The 18,144-nt window shown below is 36.3% G+C and carries 16 protein-coding genes and 1 pseudogene; all 17 read right to left on the reverse strand.

Translation table 11 applies throughout. The features are described from left to right. Positions 1 to 49: 49 nt before the first annotated feature. The 17 genes and pseudogenes from ileS to G577_RS0103435 all read right to left on the reverse strand — a co-directional run bounded on the left by ileS (position 50) and on the right by G577_RS0103435 (position 18,089). A complete protein-coding gene (ileS, locus tag G577_RS0103355; protein ID WP_028789961.1) occupies positions 50 to 2,842 on the reverse strand; it encodes an isoleucine--tRNA ligase in 2,793 nt (930 codons plus the stop codon). A 315-nt stretch (positions 2,843 to 3,157) separates the two neighbouring features. Continuing rightward, entirely contained in the window at positions 3,158 to 3,916 is a 759-nt protein-coding gene (locus G577_RS0103360) for a DivIVA domain-containing protein (protein WP_028789962.1), read from the reverse strand. 19 nt (positions 3,917 to 3,935) lie between these two features. After that, positions 3,936 to 4,718: a YlmH family RNA-binding protein gene (locus G577_RS0103365; protein ID WP_028789963.1), complete on the reverse strand. Its 783-nt coding sequence runs from the start codon at positions 4,716 to 4,718 to the stop codon at positions 3,936 to 3,938. Positions 4,719 to 4,734: 16 nt separating this feature from the next. Beyond that, the gene (locus G577_RS11750) at positions 4,735 to 5,004 is read right to left on the reverse strand and encodes a YggT family protein (RefSeq protein WP_155988481.1); all 270 of its coding nucleotides are present in this window, start codon (positions 5,002 to 5,004) and stop codon (positions 4,735 to 4,737) included. 18 nt (positions 5,005 to 5,022) lie between these two features. Beyond that, complete coding sequence (locus G577_RS0103370) at positions 5,023 to 5,664, reverse strand: cell division protein SepF (protein ID WP_028789964.1); 642 nt, start codon at positions 5,662 to 5,664, stop codon at positions 5,023 to 5,025. A gap of 14 nt (positions 5,665 to 5,678) precedes the next feature. Beyond that, positions 5,679 to 6,353: a YggS family pyridoxal phosphate-dependent enzyme gene (locus tag G577_RS0103375; RefSeq protein WP_028789965.1), complete on the reverse strand. Its 675-nt coding sequence runs from the start codon at positions 6,351 to 6,353 to the stop codon at positions 5,679 to 5,681. Positions 6,354 to 6,366: 13 nt separating this feature from the next. After that, on the reverse strand, positions 6,367 to 7,614 hold the full coding sequence (gene ftsZ, locus G577_RS0103380) for a cell division protein FtsZ (RefSeq protein ID WP_028789966.1): 1,248 nt from the start codon (positions 7,612 to 7,614) through the stop codon (positions 6,367 to 6,369). A gap of 23 nt (positions 7,615 to 7,637) precedes the next feature. Then, positions 7,638 to 8,969, reverse strand: a complete 1,332-nt coding sequence (gene ftsA, locus G577_RS0103385; protein WP_028789967.1) for a cell division protein FtsA — start codon at positions 8,967 to 8,969, stop codon at positions 7,638 to 7,640. 168 nt (positions 8,970 to 9,137) lie between these two features. Continuing rightward, entirely contained in the window at positions 9,138 to 10,205 is a 1,068-nt protein-coding gene (locus G577_RS12625; RefSeq protein WP_342341849.1) for a cell division protein FtsQ/DivIB, read from the reverse strand. Then, entirely contained in the window at positions 10,178 to 11,269 is a 1,092-nt protein-coding gene (gene murG, locus G577_RS0103400; protein ID WP_028789969.1) for an undecaprenyldiphospho-muramoylpentapeptide beta-N-acetylglucosaminyltransferase, read from the reverse strand. The genes G577_RS12625 and murG overlap by 28 nt, the downstream gene beginning before the upstream one ends. Next, the gene (gene murD, locus G577_RS0103405; protein ID WP_028789970.1) at positions 11,266 to 12,645 is read right to left on the reverse strand and encodes a UDP-N-acetylmuramoyl-L-alanine--D-glutamate ligase; all 1,380 of its coding nucleotides are present in this window, start codon (positions 12,643 to 12,645) and stop codon (positions 11,266 to 11,268) included. The genes murG and murD overlap by 4 nt, the downstream gene beginning before the upstream one ends. A gap of 42 nt (positions 12,646 to 12,687) precedes the next feature. Continuing rightward, complete coding sequence (gene mraY, locus G577_RS0103410) at positions 12,688 to 13,653, reverse strand: phospho-N-acetylmuramoyl-pentapeptide-transferase (protein ID WP_028789971.1); 966 nt, start codon at positions 13,651 to 13,653, stop codon at positions 12,688 to 12,690. Between the two features lie 198 nt (positions 13,654 to 13,851). After that, positions 13,852 to 15,735: pseudogene (locus G577_RS10975) on the reverse strand (penicillin-binding transpeptidase domain-containing protein); the annotation flags it as partial. Further along, positions 15,736 to 16,143 carry a cell division protein FtsL gene (ftsL, locus tag G577_RS0103420; protein WP_028789972.1) on the reverse strand — a complete coding sequence of 136 codons (408 nt, stop codon included), beginning with the start codon at positions 16,141 to 16,143 and terminating at the stop codon, positions 15,736 to 15,738. 5 nt (positions 16,144 to 16,148) lie between these two features. After that, on the reverse strand, positions 16,149 to 17,102 hold the full coding sequence (rsmH, locus tag G577_RS0103425; protein ID WP_028789973.1) for a 16S rRNA (cytosine(1402)-N(4))-methyltransferase RsmH: 954 nt from the start codon (positions 17,100 to 17,102) through the stop codon (positions 16,149 to 16,151). 14 nt (positions 17,103 to 17,116) lie between these two features. Next, complete coding sequence (mraZ, locus tag G577_RS0103430; RefSeq protein WP_028789974.1) at positions 17,117 to 17,548, reverse strand: division/cell wall cluster transcriptional repressor MraZ; 432 nt, start codon at positions 17,546 to 17,548, stop codon at positions 17,117 to 17,119. Between the two features lie 172 nt (positions 17,549 to 17,720). After that, positions 17,721 to 18,089, reverse strand: a complete 369-nt coding sequence (locus tag G577_RS0103435) for a DUF3397 domain-containing protein (protein ID WP_028789975.1) — start codon at positions 18,087 to 18,089, stop codon at positions 17,721 to 17,723. Positions 18,090 to 18,144: the final 55 nt, after the last annotated feature.

The following is an 18,144-nucleotide window of genomic DNA, read 5'->3' on the forward strand; positions in this document are numbered from 1 at the left end:
GGCAAAATGGCCTTCTCTTATAGTTCGGGTATTTTATTTTGCTTTTAGGCTATTCGAATCCTTCTTGGATAGCTTCTGGATGTTCATCTTCTACAATTGCCGCACAATGCGCACACATTGTAGGGAAATGTTCATTTTCTCCTACGCTTGTCCTCATTTGACGACAACGTTGACAAACTTCCCCATCGGCTTTTTCCACCATGATAGCTACATCTTCAAAAACTACTGCCTCTTCAGGTGCTTTTTCATTAGCATCTTTAATTGTGAAAAAGTCAGGAGAGACAATTAATAATTGAGCGATATTAGCATCCACAGCATTCAACATAGCTGATACTTGTTCATTAGGATAAATCGTTACCTTAGCTTCCATTGATTTACCAATTAGTTTTTCATTTCTAGCAATTTCTAAAGCTTTCAATACTTTATCCCGGAAATTCATAAACGCCGTCCAAATATCCATTAACTCTTCTTGGTTAGAATAAACTTGGTAAGCAGGAAAATCTGTTAATTGAACATATTCTTCCTCTTCTTCGACATAAGACCAGATTTCTTCGGCTGTATGTGGAACAATTGGCGTTAACAATTTCGCAATAGCTACTGTAGCTTGGTAAAAAACAGTTTGCATGCAACGACGTTCGTAACTATCTTCTTCTTCAATATAAACAACATCTTTAGCAAAATCTAGATAAAAGGAAGATAAGTCATCTGTAATAAAATTCAAAATTGTACGATAAACATGTAAAAAGTCATATTTATCATAGCCATTATCACGTACTTCTTTGATTACTTCATTTAAACGAATCATCATATACTTATCCACAGAACGTAAGTCAACAAATGCTATGCCATCTGTTTGAGGATCAAAATCACTTGTATTAGCTAATAAAAATCTCACCGTATTTCTGATTTTCCGATAAACTTCAGATACTTGTTTTAAGATATCCATCGAAACTCTGACGTCTGATTCATAATCAACACTGCCAACCCACAAACGTAAGATATCTGCACCCATTTGTTTAAGAACTTTATCTGGCACGATCGTATTGCCTAAAGATTTACTCATTTTCCGACCTTCGCCATCTAAAGTAAACCCTTGAGAAAGAACGGATTTATAAGGCGCCACACCATTAATAGCCACGCTAGTTGTTATATTAGAATTGAACCAGCCGCGATATTGGTCAGAGCCTTCTAAATACATATCAGCAGGAAATGTTAATTCAGGACGTTGTTGTAAAACTGCTTCGTGAGAAGAACCTGAATCAAACCATACGTCCATAATATCAGTTTCTTTAGTAAATTTACCATTTGGCGAAGCAGGATGCGTAAAACCTTCTGGTAACAAATCTTTAGCTTCACGTTCAAACCAAACGTTAGAGCCATATTCTTCAAATAATTGAGCCACATGCTCAACTGTTTCTGGTGTAATAATAGCATCGCCATTTTCTGCATAAAAAATTGGTAATGGAACACCCCAAGTACGCTGTCTTGAAATTACCCAATCTCCTCGATCACGAATCATATTATACATACGTGTTTCGCCCCATGGGATAATCCAATCTACTCTTTTGACTTCATCTAAAATATTTTGACGAAATTTATCAATCGAAATAAACCACTGCGGCGTTGCTCTATAAATGACCGGTTTTTTAGTTCGCCAATCATGAGGATAACTATGAACAAGAAAATCGAGTTTTAACAATGCACCTTTTTCTTGCAATAGTTCAGTAATCATCGGATTGGCCTTATCATAAAAGACACCTTCAAAACCAGGGGCTTCTTCAGTAAATACACCTCGACTATCAATTGGTGAAAGAACAGGAAGTCCATATTTTTTGGCTACATAGTAGTCATCTTCCCCATGTCCAGGTGAAGTATGAACTAGACCAGTACCTGTATCTAAAGTGACATGGTCTCCTAAAATTAATAAAGAAGTACGATCATAAAACGGGTGCTGTGCTGTTATATTTTCTAATTGTGCTCCCTTAAATTCTTGTAGAATTTTTACTTCTTCCCATCCTAATTGTGCTTGAACATCTTCTAATAAATCTTTAGCAATAACATATTTATTCCCATCTGCCTTTAGTTGAACATAAGTAAAATCTGGATGAACAGTAATCGCCAAGTTAGAAGGAATCGTCCATGGTGTAGTTGTCCAAATGATAAAGGAAGTATCTTGATCTAAAAGACCTTTGCCATCAACTACCTTAAAGGCTACATAAATCGAAGGCGATTTGATATCCTTGTATTCAATTTCTGCTTCTGCTAGGGAGGATTCACTTGAAGGTGACCAATGAATAGGCTTCATCCCTTTATAGATATATCCTTTTTCTGCCATTTTCCCAAAAACACTAATCTCTGCAGCTTCGTAACTAGGAGCTAAAGTTAAATAAGGATTTTCCCAATCGCCTTGAACGCCTAAACGTTTGAAGTCTTCTCGTTGTTTATCAACTTGAGTTAACGCATATTCATAACACTTTTGTCGATACTCTGCTGTCGACATTTCTTTTCTTTTAATTCCTTTATTGGCTAATATTTGCTCAATTGGTAAGCCATGTGTGTCCCAACCAGGAACATAAGGAGCTCGGAAACCAGACATTGATTTTGCCCGCATAATAATATCTTTACTAATCTTATTTAATGCGTGTCCAATATGAATATTTCCGTTAGCAAATGGAGGGCCATCGTGTAAAACAAAGGTTGGTTTGCCTTCATTTATTTTTTGGCGTTTGCCATAAACGTCATTTTCTTCCCATTCTTGTTGCCAATTTCCTTCACGATTAGGTAGATTGCCGCGCATTGGAAATTTGGTCTTTCCTAAATGAAGTGTATCTTTCATTTTCATCCTATTCATCCTCTCATAAAACCCATTTTAAATTTTTTATTCAAAAAACTTCAAAGCACGCACAAAAAAATAACTTATACCATAAAATTTCCATTAAAAAAACGCTCGCCCATAAAAGGGACGAACGTGTCGTGGTACCACCCAAAGTTTGAAAATCTTATAATTTTCCTCTAGGGTCATTAACGCGACCAACCGTTATTCTTTACTTTTTTCAAGAATAAGACTTGTAGAGGATCTAACGGAATGTAGGGTTTACCGGACTTTCACTAGCACCGGCTCGCTTTGAAAATACAAACAGTTTTTCTATTCTACTTACTATCGACTATATTCTTCTGTATCTTCGTGATCATCTGTAGAAACAGGAACCACTCGATGGCTTGAATCAACTACTGAAACATCTTCGTCTTCTTCATCTCCATCAGCTGCTTCTGTTTCTTGCTCTGAAGTTGCTTGTTCCGAGTTTACTTCAGAGTCGTTTTCGTTGTCAAGTTCTTCAGCTAATATTTCGCGAAAAACTTCATGGCTATCTTGCACATAACTTGAAAATGGAGCAAGAATTTCATCCCATTCTGGGCTTTTCACTTGTTCTAACTGAGTTTCAAGCATTAAAGATAAATTATTATGGAATACTCTAGTTTTCTTTTTCAAGTCATTCGTTTCAGTTGTTAATTCACGCGCTTTTCGTGTAGCATCGCTCAAAATTTCTTTAGCACGTTCTTGAGCGGCTTGAGTTAGTTGGTCTGCTTGTTTTTCTGCATTAGCTACCAACTCATCAGCTTTATTTTGTGCTGAAGTAACAACCACTTCAGATTCCTTATTAGCACTCTTTTTCACTTTATCAGCTGTATCTTGCGCAACAACAATGGACTGATTTAATGCATCTTTTAATTCATTAAAATACTCTAATTTTTCTTCTGCGTGTTTTAATGATTTTTCCATTTCACGATTTTTTTGTACGACTTCTTCATAATCTCTTACAACAATGTCCAAAAAATCGTCAACTTCGTCTTTTTCATAACCTCTCATCTTTGTTTGGAAACTCTTATTCTGAATATCTAGCGGAGTTAATGCCATTTTCTTACACCTCTTTATTTTATTTACGTAATAGGCCTAAATTCAATCGAATTTTCCCTTTTTTAGTTGTACCTTCTATGTCTTGAATTTGTAAACGCCCAAAACCTCGGATAGAGACAATATCTAATAAGTCTAAAACAAAATCCGGGCGTTGGGTAACTGCCCAGTTTACCTTCACTTTCTCACTTTCAACTAATTGCTTTGCTCGCTGTCTGGATATATTAAATAAAGTTGCTATAACATTATCTAGCCGTAAGGAGCTTACTGTTGTTGTTTCATCAGACCAACTATCCTTTGGCATTAAAATATCAACATAAGAGCGTTCTTCCAAGCGAGCTTTCACGTTGCCAATCTTTGTCAATTGTAATTGGATATAATGGCTAATTTCTTTAGCGATAAAAACTTGCCAATTTTCACCATCTGATATGATATCACCGAGAAACTCCCGTTTAATTCCTGTACCAATCAAACTTCCTAATATTTTTCCATGACTCAAAACTGCAAATTTTTTAGGATAATGAACGTTAAATAATTCAATTTCAAAATCTTCTTGCGTAGGTTCGTAATACTCAGGAAAAATTAAACAACGTTTTCTTTCAGCAGCCTCATATCCTCCAAAAAGGCGAAAACGTAAGTCTGACTCTTGCCTAACAAGCGTTTCTAAAATAAATGCTTGTCTAGGATCTAAAAATTCAGTCAATACTGGAGCGTATTGAATGTTTACTTGCTCAATCCAATCTTGAACTGTATCAATAAACGGGCGTTCCTCGCTTCTAAAATGCTGATATACATTGGCATCCATTGTTTCTTACCCCCTGCTAAAAAATAGCGACTATGATACGAGTCAATGCTTGTACGGCAAGTTGAAGTACAATAATAGCAAAAGCTATATTAAAATTTATCGGCCCAAGCGATAAGTTCAAATGATCAAATAAACTTAAATATGGTTCACATATCCTACGCAGAAAGCGCCCAATAGCCGAATCATATCCCCCTGGAAACCAAGATAAAAGTGCATATACTACCAGTAAAATAGTGTACAAATATACAATATCATTGACTAAATTTAATAATTGATAAAGTACGATGATACTTCCTCCTCTGGACTATAAATCAAATAAATTACTTTCAACTAGTGACTGAGCTGTCCCATCTATTTCTACTTCTTTAGGAGTGCATAAAAATATCTCGTCTGCTACTCGCTTGATATCACCGTCTTCAGCGTACACTGTCCCCGTTAGAAAATCGACAATACGACGGGCTTGGGTTTCTTCAATCAAACGAAAGTTAACAAGTACTGATTGACCTCCAATGACATACTTAGCAACTGTCATTGCTTCTGCATACGCCCTAGGCTCAATGATCATAATTTTACCTGACTGATGTTGTTGTGTTTGTTTAGGCTGATTTGCTTTCATCTCAACTACGTTATTTTCTGAGCGGTTTGGAGTTGGCGTTTGTTGTCTTACTCTTTGTTCATTCGGTCGTTTATTTTCAGTCATACGTGTGTTTTGTAACGACTGTTTTTCTGGTTGAGCCTTTTCATACATTGGTTTACGAACAGACGCCCTCGCATTGGAAGCTTGTGAGGTTGAACTTTTTTTCTGACTAGGCGCTGATTTTTTTGCCGTACGATTTTGCTGTACTGTTTTTGCTGCCACTTTTTGTGTTTGTTCTCTTTGTTCATTTCCCGCATATTCTTCATCTTCCAAACCAAAAAACGTTGAAACTCTTTCCATAAAAGACATGTCACGCCCTCCTTCTAATTTTTAAATAAAGATGTCCCCACTCTAATAAAAGTCGCTCCTTCTTGTATCGCAATTGAAAAATCATTACTCATTCCCATACTTGTTTGAGTACAAGGAGCATAATCTAACCCTTTTTCTTGAATCATTTCTTGTAAGCTTTTTAGTTTAGCAAAAAGTTCATGTTGTTCTTCTTGAGTCGATTGTAACGGAGCTAAAGTCATCAAGCCGATCACTTTTATTTTATCAAAGGGTGCTAATTGCTCAACAAAATCTTCTAAGTTTGCATCAGCAATTCCTTGTTTGGAAATCTCTCCACTTACATTAACTTCTATAAAACAACAAACCGTTGTCTTTGCTCTTTTTTGAATCTCACTGGCAAGTTTCAAGCTATCTAAAGCATGAAAATAATCCACTTCATTTATGATAGACTTTACTTTTCTTCGTTGTAAATTTCCAATAAAATGCCACGAAAGATCAGTAAAATGACTCATTTCTTCTTTTTTTGCTAAAAATTGATCAGCTCGATTTTCAGCTAAATGTTTGACCCCCTGATTAGCCAATTCAATTGTTTGTGCAGTATCTACTGACTTTGTCACGCCAACTAATGTGACTTCTGTGCTAGAACGTGAAGCAAGAGCACAAGAATCCTGTATCTCTTGCTTCACCTCCCGCAAGTTATCAGAAATCATGTGCTCTTCCTCCTTATCTTTTACGACGGAAAAATGGGGGTGTATCTAGTTCGTCGTCGTCGGATTTTGGTGTATCTCTTTTGAAAGTATCAAAATCTTTTTTTTCGATTTCTTCAAATTGTGTATCATCAATTTTAGGTCGGGTACTTTCTTCTTTTTTTCGAATGTCCCAGTCTGAAAAACTATTACTTTCTTCTCTTTGCGTAGGTTGTGCTTGGTCCATATCATAAAGTGGTCTTTTCGCGCTTGTTTGATTTTGGCTTTGGTTTTGTCTAGAAGCGCTACCGGGCTTTTTTTCGCTTTTTGTAGGATCAATTCCTGTTGCAATTACCGTCACACTAATTTCATCTTCCAACTCTTCATTAATAGATGTTCCTAAAATAATATTTACATCACCTGTTGAAGATTGGGAAACAATATCAGAAGCATCTTGTGCTTCAAATAAAGTCATATCTAAACCACCTGTAATGTTAAGCAACACTTGTTCTGCCCCATCAATAGATGTTTCCAATAATGGAGAGGAAATGGCTTTTTTGGTTGCTTCAACAACGCGCTCCTCACCACTAGCAACACCAATACCCATTAATGCTGTTCCTTGATTTTTCATTACTGTTTTAACATCAGCAAAGTCCAAGTTTACATAGCCAGGAGCTGTTATTAAATCAGAAATACCTTGAACCCCTTGACGTAACACATTATCTGCTTCACGAAAAGCTTCCAGCATTGGAGTTTTCTTATCAACAACTTCTAATAGTCGGTTATTTGAAATAATCAATAATGTATCCACATTATCTTTTAATTGAGCAATACCTTCTGCGGCAAAATGACCACGTTTTGGACCTTCAAAAGTAAAAGGGCGTGTTACAACGCCAACAGTCAGTGCGTCCAATTCTTTAGCAATACTTGCTACAATTGGTGCAGCACCGGTACCAGTACCGCCTCCCATACCAGCAGTGATAAAGATCATATCAGCTCCACCAAGAGCATCGCGAATAGCATCCTCACTTTCTTCAGTCGATTTTTGTCCAACTTCTGGTTGTGAACCAGCCCCTAAACCTTGTGTAAATTTAGGGCCTAATTGTATAACTGTTTCTGCTTTTGAATTTTTTAAAGCTTGCACATCAGTATTGACAGCAATAAATTCAACGCCTTTGACGTTTTCTTCAATCATACGATTGACGGCATTACCGCCTCCACCGCCAACGCCGATCACTTTGATCACTGCACCTTCGTTGACGATATTATCCATTGAAAATTCCATAGTCTATCTTCCTTTCACGGTTATTATTCAAAAATGTTCGAGAAAAAGTTTTTGACCTTATCGCCAAAACCTTCTTTAGGCTCTGTCTCTTCTGGTTCTTGATAGTTTTGTTCTTCTGGTTCATACGACGTTTGTTCGTATATGGGTTGTTCTCTTGTATAAGATTGCGGCGTTTCTTGAATTTGAGTCGGTTCACCAGTTACAGCACTTTTAGCTAGCTGATAAACATCTCCAAGTTCAGCTGTATATTCTAGGATACTTATCACATTTGTAAAAACAGGGTTCCTAAGCCCCATATGATTTGGTACATGTAATTTTACATTCACACCAAAAATTTCTTGTGCCAGTTCTACTACTCCTGGGAGACTCGCAGCGCCTCCAGACAGCACAATCCCGCCTGGTAATTCTAATGCCTCAATATCATCAAGAGCCTCTTTTGCTTTCATAAAGATTTGTTCAAGCCGAGCTTCGATAATTTCTGATAAATACCGTTCGTCCACATTTACCGGTTCTGATTGTCCAATAACATCTACTGGGAATTCTTCACTAGTAGATGTCCTATCAGGGTAAGCATCCCCATAGTTAATTTTTAATGCTTCTGCATTGTTAAACGATGTATTTAGCACAGTAGAAATGTCTTTTGTTACATATTCTCCGCCTTCTTGATCTACATAAGTAAATTTCAATTGTTTATTATGCATTACAGCCGCTGTAGTTTGACCACCACCAATATCAATAACTGTAGTTCCAAAGTCTTGTTCGCCATCTGAAAGAATCGAACTTGTTAAAGCTAATGGAGCAATAACCATTTCGTCGATAAATAAACCCGCCTCTTCAACGCATTTACGAACATTATGAATGATCGTCTTAGGGCCGGTAAAAACTACACCATTTATTTCTAAACGAACACCAATCATCCCTCTAGGGTCTTTAATACCTTCAAAACCGTCAACGGTAAAATCTTGTGGCAGAATCGTGATCATTTGTCTTTCAGGAGGGATAGAACGGACAAGAGCCGCGGACGCCACGTTTCGAACATCTTCATCTGTTATCTCTTTCGATTCATTGTTAACAGCAATCATGCCTTGGCAGTTTTCAACCTCTAAAAGATTGGCAGGCAAACCAACACAAACATTACGAATTTGTATTCCTGCTTTTTCTTCTGCCTGTGTAACAGCACGTTGAATTGCTTGAACCGTTTTATCAATATCGATCACAATTCCTCGATCGATCCCTTCTGATTTTGCATTTCCTACACCAATAATGTTCATTTGGCCTTCTACATATTCTGCAACAACAACTTTTACCGAAGTCGTGCCAATATCTAGTCCAACATACATTCCAGTTTTAGCCATGGCTGGGATTCCCTCCTACTTTTTTGCATCTATCGCAAATAAAAATTGTTCATATTTATGTTTTTAAAGTCTTCCATTATTCACTGTGACTAATTTTACCATAGTTAAGGCGTTTTGAGAAAGAAGTTAATGAAAAATATTCAGATATTTAGCCTAAAAATTATATTTTTACTCAGCTTCGTTTCCATCCTGTTCGTCTTCTGTTGAATTTTCATCATATGGACGTACAAAAATGCCAACTTCCATATCAACAATACCATTATCATCCATTTCTTGTGCTACTTGTGGATAGTATTGCATTTGTTGCTCCATATTAGAAATGTTTACTATTACCCGGTTTCCATCGTTCATAAAAATCGTTAATAACTCTTCATTATTTCTTGAAGGTGTGTAGTTGATTTGTGAAACGTCACTTTGGATTTCATCCGGGAGATTATAATAATTTTCAATCGTCGGCATAATTTGGTTTTGAGAGTTAAAGTTTTCTAAAATGACTTTATTTTCATCTGCCCTTTCCTCTGGTTGTCTAACTACCTCTCCATTTTCTAAAATAGGATAATACTTTTTATCCTCAGCCAATAAGGAAACCTCTTCGTGCTCAGTAACATCAATTGTAAATTGATTTAATGCAGAAAACTTAATTTCAGCATTTTTCACTCTAGGAAGCTCCTGAACAATTTTTCTGGTAAACTCTTCGCGATCCAAATACTGACTCCATAATTTCTGGCCTACTTGCAAATCAGAAGAAGCAATAATTTCTTGTGAATCAATATTTTGGTTTCCCTCCACCTCTACTTTAGATAAACTATTTAAAGGAGAAATATAATAAAGGGTGACAAGTAGAGGAATAGTAAAAAGCGTGATGAGTATAAATAAACGCTTATGTAATTGTTTATGATGACTTTTTAGCTTAGGCAGACGATCAGTAAAAGAAGTAGACTTGTCCTTTCCTTGTTCTTGGTCATTATTATTTTCCGTAAAATCTCCTTCTTGGTTTTCTTCAGAAATTTCCGCAGGATTTGTTGGTTTACTTGTCTCTTCTTTTTCTCCGCTTCCATCTTTTTCTTTTAAGTATCGTTGGTGTTCTTTTTGCCAAGGAGTTAAATTCTCTTCATTCTCTTCTTCTCTTTTTTTTGAAGAATTACGGTTAAATATTCCTTTTTTACTGATGGTATTCGCCTCCTTTGCTAAGTTTGGCTTTACTGTTATTAAATAATGGTTTGAATAAATTGGTATAAGCGTTTAGAAGCATCAGGAATGCCTTGCTTTTTTGTTTGCTCTATCATTTGTTGCAAAAGGGCTTCATCTTCCATAATTTCGTCCACAGTAGCCACTAAGTTTTCTGCGGTTAATTCGTCATCTTGGAGCATTTTTGCTGCTCCTTCTTTAACTAAACTCATCGCATTTTTTGTTTGATGGTCATTTGTTACATAAGGACTCGGGATTAATACAGCTGGTAATCCTAAACCAGTAAACTCTGCAATCGAAGTTGCTCCTGCTCGTCCAACCAATAAATCACAATTTACCATTACTTCTGTCATATTTTTGATATAAGGTTGGATACTAATATTAGTAAAAGCATCTTTGTTCATACCAATCGATTCATTAATTTCTTCATAGTAACGTTCACCAGAAGCATATAGTACTTGATAATCCTTTTTAGCAAACTCAGGAAGAGCTGCGACAACAGCTTGGTTAACTTTTAACGCCCCTTGGCTACCCCCAAATATTAAAACTGTCTTTTTTGCCGGGTCTAAATCAAATTTATGTAACACGTCTGACGGTTGCATCCCTACTACTTCTTGAGCCCTTGGATTTCCCACTAGTATCGTTTTATTTTTAGGGAAATACTGGGATGCATCAGAAAAAGCAAGTCCAATTTTATCCACATAACGCGCTAAAAATTTATTTGTAATTCCTGGAACACTATTTTGTTCGTGAACTACTGTAGGAACCCCTAACTTTGCAGCAGCATAAACAACGGCCCCAGAAACATAGCCCCCAGTACCAAGGACTACATCTGGTTGAAAATCACTTATGATTCTTTTTGCTTGCTTAATACTTTTTAAAAATAATTGAATGGTCTTCAAATTTTCAAACGTCAACTTACGTTTAAACCCTTGAACTTCTAGTGTTAAAAAAGGGATATCTGTTTGGGGCAAAATCTTATTCTCCATTCCTCGTTCTGCCCCCACGTATAAAAAACTAGAATCGGGCTCTACACTTTTTACATAATTAATAAAAGCTAACCCTGGATAGATGTGACCACCTGTGCCGCCACCTGTGACTAGTACTCTCATTGACTGCTCCTTTTCATTTGCCTCAACTGTTCAACTGCTGACATAAAACGTTCTCCGCGAATTTCAAAATTATCATATTGGTCCCAACTTGCATTAGCAGGAGACAACAAAACGGCATCGCCTCTTTCCCCTAGTTCAAAGGCAGTATTTACTGCTGTTTCAGCATTTTCAGCAAAATATATGCTAGTAATACCTGCTTTTTGAGCAGCTTCTTCCAGTTTATATTTTGTTTGGCCAAATAATACTATCGCTTTGATACCACTTAATGAAGAAACCAATGGATCAAAATCATTGCCTCGATCTAAACCACCACACAATAAAATAAGTTTATGCGGATCAAAACCTTCTAAAGCTTTTTGTGTTGCCAAAATATTCGTTGCTTTAGAATCATTGTAAAACGCAATATCATCCACTTTGCCAATATATTGCGTACGGTGCTTAACGCCTGAAAAACTACGTAAAGTATCTGCAATAGTTTGAACATTTATTCCCCAAAGAGCAGCTGTCGCAATAGCTGTTAGTGCGTTTTCTATATTATGGGTGCCTGGTATTCCAATTTCATCAGCTGCCAGAATAGCTTCATCCTTATAATAAAGTTGGCCATGATATAAATAAGCCCCATTTACTACTTCTTTAGTAGAAAATGGAATCACTTTGGCCTTTGTCTTTTGTGCTAATTCTCGAATCTCTTTTTGATCCCAATTTAAAACGAGAGAATCATCATAACTCATATTTTGCTGAATTCGCCATTTAGCAGCTACATAGTTTTCCCAGCTGCCATGATAATCTAAATGGGCTTCATATAAATTAGTAAGTACAGCAATTTTAGGATGAAACTGTTCAGTCCCCATTAATTGGAAACTCGATATCTCCATTACAAGACAATCATTACTTTCGACTTTTTTTGCTATTGTACTTGCTGGATAGCCAATATTCCCTGCCAAATGTGCTTTAGAATCAACCATACCAGCATTTAAAATATGCTCTATCATAGTGGTAGTGGTTGTCTTGCCATTTGTTCCAGTAATAGCAATGACTGGAGCTTCAGCAATTTGGTAAGCTAGTTCGACTTCCGTAATAATAGGAAGCCCTTTTTCTTGTGCTTTTTGAACTAATGGGTGAGTATAAGGAATGCCAGGATTTTTCACCATCATAAAAAAATCCTCGTCTAACAGCTCAATTGGATGACTGCCACAAATCACTTTGATCCCTAAAGCTAATAAATCTTGGGCTTCTGGGTTTTCTTTAAACGGTTTTCCGTCATTAACGGTAACAAATGCGCCCAACTCATGTAATGTTTTGGCCGCACTCACCCCGCTTTTAGCTAATCCCAAAACAAGTATTTTTTTATTTTGATAGGTTGTAACGTTTTTCAACTTTTTCATCTCCTGCAAGTATTAACTGCTATTTTTATTTCATTAATTTAAACAAATGATTAAAGTAATAAGAGAAAAAATAAAAGCGGTCGTCCAAAATATACCATCAATTTTCCATTCAGACCAGCCGCCCATTTCAAAATGATGATGAATAGGCGACATTTTAAACAGACGTTTTCCTGTTAATTTGAAACTAACCACTTGTAAGATGACACTTGCTGTTTCAATCACATAGATCATTCCAATAAGTAACAAGGTCCATTCCTGATGTAAAAGAATAGAAATAGCTGCCAACAAACCACCTAAAGCAAGAGAACCTACATCCCCCATGAAAATCTTAGCTGGTTTACGGTTATAAAGAAAGAAACCTACTAAGGCTCCTACTACACTTAAGCAAACGATTAAAATATCTAATTGGTTCTGGTACCAAGCAATTATTGCATAAGTCGTAAAAGAAATGATTGCAAGTCCTGAAACGAGCCCATCAATCCCATCAGCTAAATTTACAGCGTTGGAAAAACCAACTAACCAAAATATGACGAACAATCCATAAAAAACGGATAATGGAACAGCTAGACCAAAAAAGTTTAACGTATTTATGTTTCCTTCATACAAAAAAACCAAATAAAAGACAAGCGCACCTACGATTTGTCCTATCAACTTTTGCATTGATGTTAAGCCCATATTTTGTTTTTTGAACACTTTGATAAAATCATCTAGAAAACCTAATAAACCATAAAGCATTAAAACAAAAAGCAAAATTAAAAGCGATGGGGTCAGCTCTGTTTGCCATAGACCAACCCAAACGCTCGTAATAACTGAACCAACTAAAAAAACGAGACCACCCATTGTCGGAGTTCCAGCTTTTACGTTATGCCATTTCGGCCCTTCTTCACGGATCTCTTGTCCATATTTTTTCATCTGGAAATAACCAATAAATAATGGCGTTAAGATGACTGTTATCGCAAAACCACTCGCAATCGGCAGAATCATTTTTGTCCAATCCATATTCTTTCTCTCCCTATATCCAATATATCATTTATCGTAAATTTTTAACTTTCATTATCGGCTAATGTAAAACTTAATTATCATCTGTAATTTGATTATAAACTGCAACGCTCTGTTCGGTACATAATTTTCTCCCTCAAATTCAACTTTCATTTTTTGCACATTACTAACTGCAGCATCGGCATCTAAGTTACGTTAATCTTCTACTTCAACTTCTTCATTACTAGTTTCTTCGTTTTCTTCCGTTTCATCAACATCATGAAGATCCATAGCCCGCTCTAATAATGGATTTGCTATACTTGGTAATACATCTGTATCCTCTTGGTCCGGTCGATCCAACGTAAGATACATCACATATTGTGGGTCTTCAGAAGGAGTCATTAAAACAACAGAGTGTAAGTAGTCTCCTTGCCCATTAAGATAACTACCATCTTGAGAAATTTGTGCTGTTCCTGTTTTAGCAGAAACATTTTCATTTGGCACCCTATACTGATCATAAGCAGTTCCGTACTCTTCACTTTCCACTGTATCTCTCATATATTCACGCACGTCTTCTGTCGCCTCTTCAGAAACAGGATGACCTACAACTTCTGGTTCTGTCACCGTTTGATCATTATTCGCTTCATCAACAATCTTGTCGATAACTTGCGGTTTTAACATTTCTCCATCATTAGCGATAGCACTAAATGCTTGTAGCATTTGGAATTGAGTAACACCAATAGCTTGTCCAAAAGATGTCATCGCATGACTAACGACATTATCTTCTGGCAAAGTTCCACTCTTTTCGCCAGAAAGTCCTGAATGAGTACTTCTGCCAAATCCAAACTCTTGTAAAGAACGTTGCCAGCCTTCTTTCATCCGCTGTTCTAACTTGACCATTCCTACATTACTTGACCATGATAAGGCTTGACGCATCGTTAAACTTGGTTTAGCTCCTCTTTGATAGTCCCAATCTCTAATTGTAGCATCAAGTAAGTCTATTTCCCCAGGTTCATACGTCTCATCAGGGTCAAAAACCCCATTATCAATTGCACTAGCCACTGTCATTATTTTCATAGTAGAACCAGGCTCATAATTGTCTTCCACAAACAAATTAGACCAAACAAAGTCTTCGTCATTGATTCCTCTTTTTGTTTCCGGATTAAAAGTAGGTCGTTGTGACATGGAAACAATTTCGCCTGATTCAGCATCCATCAATACGGCTGTCATGTCTTGGGCATCTACATCTTCCCACGCTTGATCCATCAATGTTTCTAGATAGCTTTGTAATCGACTATCTAAAGTTGTATAAATATCTTGTCCATCAACAGCTGCTTGTGATTCAGCAACAGTACCAGGCAACGGATTTTGGTAATTATCTTTTTGATAAATAATTCTTCCGTCTTTTCCTTTAAGGATATCATCATAATCTTTTTCAATCCCCATACGCCCAACAAGACTTTCTTGATCCGTATCCTCCTCATTTTGAACGTCAGCATAACCTATAAAATGAGACGAAAATACTCCATTAGGGTAAATTCTAGATGGATGTTCTGTAAAATATAACCCAGCAATATCCTGATCTTCCATCTCGCTTTCGATTTCTTCTCTTTGCTGCAAGCTTATACTTTTAGCATTAGGAATATCTACTTGGTATCTATCTTCTTCAGCCCCTTCTTCTAACACATCGAGCGTGTCGTCTTCATCTACATCTTCAACTGTATCTGAGATAATTTCTGCTAACTTCTCAAAGTTTTTTTGTTCGGCATATAATTTTTCGTCGCCATTTCTATAATTTTCTGACAAAACGGCGTATAAAGAGTAAGAAGTTGCATCTTCAGCTATAGCTTCACCATTACGATCATAAATTGTACCTCGTTTGGCTTTTACAACTTCTGAACCTTGATATAAATTTTTTGTTCGTGTTTCTAATGATTCCCCGGCAACGTCACCTACAACAACAATATAACTTAACCGTGCGACAAATAAAAAGAACAATCCAATACTCGTAGCAAAGAGAATAATTCCTACTTTTTTGCGATTGTTCCTTGTAGACAAATTTTTCTTTTTAAAGTATTGCCGGATTTTTTCTATCATACGCATTTAATTCACTTTCCTTAAATGATCACTATCAATAGATAGCCCCTGATCTTCAGCAATTTCTTGAATTCGTTCGCTTTTAGACAACTCATTTTTTTCTTGTTGTAAACGTGTCACTTCTTCTTCACCTTGATTCACATTTTCTTGCAAGGAGGAAACGTCTTGTTCAACCTCACTAATAGAAGTTCGTAAACTAATGGTCAACAAACCTAAACCAATTAACGCCACTAACAAACCAGCAACTAAAATCTTTTCCAAGCGGGAAATTTTTGACAATTTACGGCTAGGGGATAAAGGAACGACCACCACATCCGGTCGATTAGGAGTATCCGACGGTTGAGTATCCATCTCTTCTTGCGATAGTTCATCTTCCATTTCGTAAGAAGCATCTTGTGCTTTCAGTTCTGCCATTGGTTTTACTCCTCCTTTATCTTTTCAGCTACACGCAATTTGGCACTACGTGAACGATTATTTTTTTGGACTTCCTCTTCATTAGGAAGCATTGGTTTTTTTGTTACATTAAAAAGTATAGGCTGAAACTCTTCTGGTATTATAGGAAGACCAGGGGGTGTTTCCTTTGCTCGGCTATATTCTTTAAATATATTTTTAACAATACGATCTTCTAAAGAATGAAAGGTAAGAACAGCGACGCGTCCATTTTTTGTTAATAATGGAATTGCCTGTTCCAAGGAATCTTCAATTGCACCTAACTCATCATTTACCGCAATTCGAATAGCTTGAAATACTCTTTTTGCGGGGTGCCCTCCTTTTCTTCTTGCAGGAGCGGGGATAGCTGATTTTATAATATCTACTAATTGGGTAGTAGTTTCAATTGGCTGGTTTTGACGAGCTATTTCAACCTTACGAGCAATTTGTTTAGAGAACCGTTCTTCTCCATAACGAAAAAATATTTTTACTAATTGTTGATAATCATATTCATTGATAATTTCGTAAGCAGATAATGCTTGGTTTTGGTCCATTCGCATGTCAAGAGGAGCTTCTTGATGGTAGCTAAACCCACGGCTAGCTTCATCCAACTGGGGAGAAGAAACGCCTAAATCATAAAAAATACCATTTACTTTTTGCACGTTTAATGCTTCAAGTTCTTCTTTTAAAAAGCGAAAATTCTTTTTTATGAACGTTACTTGACCATTTTTTATATAATCCTGTAAATGAACCTTAGCATAATCAATTGCTTGTTGATCTTGATCAAACGCATATAAATGTCCATCAGATGCTAACTGTTCTAATAAATATTGACTGTGACCGCCCCCACCTAAAGTACAATCAACATAAATGCCATGTGGGTCAATATTTAAATTGTCTACAGTTTCTTGTTTCATTACGGTAAAATGTTGAAACATTACCATCTAACTGCCTCTTTCTACAAACCAAAATCAATCATTGATTCGGCAATATCGTCAAAATTTTCTTCTGTTTTTTCAGAAAAATCGTTCCAACGTTGTTCATCCCAAATTTCAATACGGGTAGAAACTCCAATAATCACACAACGTTTTTCTAAACTCGCGTGCTTTCTCAAAGTCGTTGGAATATTAATACGACCTTGTTTATCAATTTCACATTCAGTGGCTGCGGAATAAAAGAAACGTACAAAACTTCTTGCGTCTTTTTTAGCAAGAGGCATTTGATCTAATTTTTCTTCTAACTTCTCCCATTCAGTCAGAGGATAGCCAAATAGACACCCATCTAAACCTCGTGTTACAACAAATGTTTCACCTAGTTGCTCACGGAGCTTGGAAGGTATGATCAAACGACCTTTTGTGTCTATCGAGTGTTGAAATTCACCCATTAGCATCTTAATCCCTCCGATTACCACCTGATAAACACAGTCTACCACAATCCCCCACTTTCTACCACATTTTGTATGAAATTGCTGAAGAACTTTTTTGACTATTTTTTACCAAAAGGAAATATCGGGCATAGCGAGATTTTTCAAAGTCTTTTAAAAAACTTTTTCTTAAAAAAGTTTAAAATGATTGGATTATACTAAAGACAATTAGCACTATATACAAAAGTAAAGTAAGCAAAAAAACCAAACGCCAATACATTCTAAAAAAGCGTCGGTAATCAATGGCATCAAAATAATAAGCATGTAAAATAGCTAAAGCAATTCCCAACAAAAAGAGAGTGAGTAAAAAATAAGGAAAAATGGAGAACCGAAAGCTAAGACTTGAAAGTCGATGAATACCTACTAGCAAAAATGGCACAGATAAGTCAACAGCTTTTAAACGAAATCTTTTTTTTAACGAGAAAGCAGTAACGCATAATTTCCCTGCAAGTAAAACAATGACAGGAAATACATACCAAAATAAATAAATCGGAGAAAATATAGTCATAAAGGAGCCCTTTCTAAAATAGTTTCTTTTGAGATTCTAAATTATATTATTGTTT

This window comes from Tetragenococcus muriaticus DSM 15685, from assembly GCF_000423785.1.
Taxonomy (GTDB): Bacteria; Bacillota; Bacilli; order Lactobacillales; family Enterococcaceae; genus Tetragenococcus; species Tetragenococcus muriaticus.

Coding starts and splice junctions, on each gene's coding strand:
- ileS (WP_028789961.1), bottom strand. CDS start 2,842: ATGAAAATGAAAGATACACTTCATTTAGGAAAGACCAAATTTCCAATG.
- G577_RS0103360 (WP_028789962.1), bottom strand. CDS start 3,916: ATGGCATTAACTCCGCTAGATATTCAGAATAAGAGTTTCCAAACAAAG.
- G577_RS0103365 (WP_028789963.1), bottom strand. CDS start 4,718: ATGGATGCCAATGTATATCAGCATTTTAGAAGCGAGGAACGCCCGTTT.
- G577_RS0103370 (WP_028789964.1), bottom strand. CDS start 5,664: ATGTCTTTTATGGAAAGAGTTTCAACGTTTTTTGGTTTGGAAGATGAA.
- G577_RS0103375 (WP_028789965.1), bottom strand. CDS start 6,353: ATGATTTCTGATAACTTGCGGGAGGTGAAGCAAGAGATACAGGATTCT.
- ftsZ (WP_028789966.1), bottom strand. CDS start 7,614: ATGGAATTTTCAATGGATAATATCGTCAACGAAGGTGCAGTGATCAAA.
- ftsA (WP_028789967.1), bottom strand. CDS start 8,969: ATGGCTAAAACTGGAATGTATGTTGGACTAGATATTGGCACGACTTCG.
- murG (WP_028789969.1), bottom strand. CDS start 11,269: ATGAGAGTACTAGTCACAGGTGGCGGCACAGGTGGTCACATCTATCCA.
- mraY (WP_028789971.1), bottom strand. CDS start 13,653: ATGGATTGGACAAAAATGATTCTGCCGATTGCGAGTGGTTTTGCGATA.
- ftsL (WP_028789972.1), bottom strand. CDS start 16,143: ATGGCAGAACTGAAAGCACAAGATGCTTCTTACGAAATGGAAGATGAA.
- rsmH (WP_028789973.1), bottom strand. CDS start 17,102: ATGGTAATGTTTCAACATTTTACCGTAATGAAACAAGAAACTGTAGAC.
- mraZ (WP_028789974.1), bottom strand. CDS start 17,548: ATGCTAATGGGTGAATTTCAACACTCGATAGACACAAAAGGTCGTTTG.
- G577_RS0103435 (WP_028789975.1), bottom strand. CDS start 18,089: ATGACTATATTTTCTCCGATTTATTTATTTTGGTATGTATTTCCTGTC.